Source organism: Streptomyces sp. MB09-02B (assembly GCF_033794485.1).
Taxonomy (GTDB): Bacteria; Actinomycetota; Actinomycetes; order Streptomycetales; family Streptomycetaceae; genus Streptomyces.
This window is the reverse complement of record NZ_JARGEE010000654.1, coordinates 1-3,346: the sequence shown is the minus strand read 5'-3', so window position 1 is coordinate 3,346 and position 3,346 is coordinate 1. Positions and strand designations below refer to the sequence as shown.

Here is a 3,346-nt window from a genome sequence, read left to right as displayed (position 1 = left end):
GGTGGGGGCGGGGCGGGTCAGAATCTACGCGCGTTGTGGCGTCGGCCGTCGGCCGTGTCTACGCGCGTTGCGATCGTCCGTACCTCCGAGGAGTGCCCCGAGATGCCCTTGAACCGCCGGAAGTTTCTGAAGAAGTCGGCCGTGACCGGGGCGGGCGTGGCCGTCGTCGGTACGGCGCTCGCTCCGAGCGCGGAGGCGGCCGAGGTGAAGGTCGTGGGGAAGAAGGCCCCGAAGCGGTACAACTTCACCGTGATGGGGACGACCGACCTGCACGGGAACGTCTTCAACTGGGACTACTTCACGGACAAGGAGTTCGACGACAAGGCGCACAACGACGTCGGTCTGGCGAAGGTCTCCACGCTGGTCAACCGGATCCGCAAGGAGAAGGGGCGCCGGAACACGCTGCTCATCGACGCCGGTGACACCATTCAGGGTACGCAGCTGTCGTACTACTACGCGAAGGTGGACCCGATCACCGCCAAGGGTGGTCCGGTGCATCCGATGGCGCAGGCGATGAACGCGATGGACTACGACGCGGCGGCGCTGGGCAATCACGAGTTCAACTACGGCATTCCGGTGCTGCGGAAGTTCCAGGAGCAGTGTCGTTTCCCGTTGCTGGGGGCGAACGCGCTGGACGCGAAGACGCTGCGTCCGGCTTTCCCGCCGTACAGCATGCACTGCTTGCGTACGCCGCACGGGCGTGATGTGAAGGTGGCGGTGCTGGGTCTGACCAATCCGGGTATCGCGATCTGGGACAAGGCGAACGTGCAGGGAAAGATGACGTTCCCGGGGCTGGAGGAGCAGGCGGCGAAGTGGGTGCCGAAGCTGCGGTCGATGGGGGCGGATGTCGTCATCGTGTCGGCGCACAGTGGGTCGTCGGGCACGTCGTCGTACGGTGACCAGCTGCCGTACATCGAGAACGCCGCCGGGCTGGTCGCGGAGCAGGTGCCGGGGATCGACGCGATTCTGGTGGGGCACGCGCACACGGAGATCCCGGAGTACTTCGTCACCAACAAGGAGACGGGCCAGCAGGTCGTGCTGTCGGAGCCGTTGAAGTGGGGGCAGCGGCTGACGTTGTTCGACTTCGAGCTGGTGTGGAGCAAGGGCTGCTGGAAGGTCGAGAAGGTCGCGGCGCAGGTCCTCAACTCCAACGCGGTGGAGGAGGACCCGGCGATCGTGAGCATGCTGGGTGACGAGCACGAGAAGGTCGTGGCGTACGTCAACCAGATCATCGGGACGAACGCCGCCGAGATGACGTCGGTGGAGGCGCCGTACAAGGATGTGGCGATCATCGATCTGATCAACCACATCCAGGCCGACACGGTGAAGCAGGCTCTGGCGCCGACGGAGTACGGGGCGCTGCCGGTGCTGTCGCAGGCGGCCGCGTTCTCGCGGAGCGCGGTGATTCCGGCGGGGAACGTGACGATCCGGGATGTCGCGGGTCTGTACGTCTTCGAGAACACGCTGGAGGCGCGTCTGATGACGGGTGCGCAGATGAAGGCGTACCTGGAGTTCTCGGCGAACTACTTCGTGCAGACGGCGGCGGACGCGGTGGTCGATCCGGCGAAGCTGACGAACGCGAACGGGACGCCGGACTACAACTACGACGCGGTGAGTGGGCTGTCGTACGAGATCGACATCGCGAAGCCGGCGGGGTCGCGTGTCGTGAACGTGCGGTTCGAGGGTGCTCCGCTCGCGGATGATCAGAAGTTCGTGTTCGCGGTGAACAACTACCGGGCGAACGGCGGTGGCAACTTCCCGCATGTCGCGGCGTCGCCGTTGCTGTGGTCGAACTCGGACGAGATCCGTAACACGATGATCGCGTGGGTGAAGGCGAAGGGGTCGATCGACCCGGCGCAGTTCGCTTCGGTGGACTGGAAGCTGACGCGGAACGGTACGCCGGTGTTCTAGACGGAACGCGGTCTTCCAGGGGGGAGGCGGCCGCAGCGGTTGCTGCAGCCGCCTCCCCCTTGCTTCTTGGCCCGTCGGCTACCTCACGTCGACGAGGGGTGTGAGGGGGACGGTGGAGTCGGGCCTGCGCGCGGGCGGGATCTGCGGTCGGGGTTCGAGGCCGAAGGTGGTGAAGGCGGTGCGGCGGGGCAGGGGGTAGGGCTGTTTGCCCGTGAGGGTGTTGAGGATGGTGGCGCTGCGCCAGGCGGCGAGGCCGAGGTCGGGGGCGCCGACGCCGTGGGTGTGGAGTTCGGCGTTCTGGACGTAGACGTGGCAGCCGGAGGCGGTGACGGACGGGTCGAGGATCATCCGGAAGTTCTCGTCGACGCGGGGCCGCTCGCGGTTGTCGCGGCGCATGTAGGGGTCGAGGCCGGCGAGGACGCGGTCCAGGGGGCGTTCGCGGTAGCCGGTGGCGAGGACGACGGCGTCGGTGGTGAGGCGGGAGCGGGTGCCCTGCTCGGTGTGTTCGAGGTGGAGTTCGACCCGGGTGGTGGCGAGGCGGCCGGCGGTGCGGACGTGTACGCCGGGGGTGAGGACGGCGTCGGGCCAGCCGCCGTCGAGGGTGCGGCGGTAGAGCTCGTCGTGGATGGCGGCGATGGTGTCGGCGCCGATGCCCTTGTGGAGCTGCCACTGGGCGGCGACGAGCCGGTCCCGGGTGGGTTCGGCGAGGGCGTGGAAGTAGCGGGTGTAGTCGGGGGTGAAGTGTTCCAGGCCCAGTTTGGAGTACTCCATGGGGGCGAACGCCTCGGTGCGGCCGAGCCAGTGCAGTCCCTCCCGGCCGGCGGGGCGGTGGCGGAGCAGGTCGAGGAAGACCTCGGCGCCGGACTGTCCGGCGCCGATGACGGTGACGTGTGCGGCGGTCAGCAGGCGGTCGCGTTCGCCGAGGTAGTCCGCGGCGTGGACGACGGGCACGCCGGCCGCCTCGACGAGCGGTTTGAGGGGTTCGGGGACGTAGGGTTCGGTGCCGACGCCGAGCACGATGTTGCGGGCGTGGGTGCGGCCGGGTGCCTCGACCTCTCCGTCGGCGTCGAGTCGGCTGAAGTCGACCTCGAAGAGGTCTCGTTCGGGGTTCCAGCGCACCGAGTCGACCTGGTGGCCGAACCGTAGTCCGGGCAGGTTCTCGGCGACCCAGCGGCAGTAGGCGTCGTACTCGGCGCGTTGGATGTGGAAGCGCTCGGCGAAGTAGAACGGGAAGAGGCGGTCGCGGGCCTTGAGGTAGTTCAGGAACGACCAGGGGCTGACCGGGTCGGCGAGGGTCACCAGGTCGGCCAGGAACGGTACTTGGACGGTGGCGCCGTCGATGAGCAGGCCGGGGTGCCAGTCGAAGGCGGGGCGCTGTTCGTAGAAGACGGCGTCGAGTTCGGCGAGGGGGTGGGCGAGGGCGGCGAGGGAGAGG

The 3,346-nt window shown here is 68.1% G+C and carries 2 protein-coding genes; one reads left to right on the top strand and one right to left on the bottom strand.

Going from position 1 to position 3,346, the window contains the following annotated elements:
• The first annotated feature begins 102 nt into the window (after window positions 1–102).
• The gene (locus P1P70_RS42340; RefSeq protein WP_319247492.1) at window positions 103–1,911 is read left to right on the top strand and encodes a 5'-nucleotidase C-terminal domain-containing protein; all 1,809 of its coding nucleotides are present in this window, start codon (window positions 103–105) and stop codon (window positions 1,909–1,911) included.
• A 78-nt stretch (window positions 1,912–1,989) separates the two neighbouring features.
• Here the strand turns inward: P1P70_RS42340 and P1P70_RS42335 are convergent.
• The coding region (locus P1P70_RS42335) for a lysine N(6)-hydroxylase/L-ornithine N(5)-oxygenase family protein (protein ID WP_319247490.1) at window positions 1,990–3,346 on the bottom strand (1,357 nt) is incomplete at its 5' end.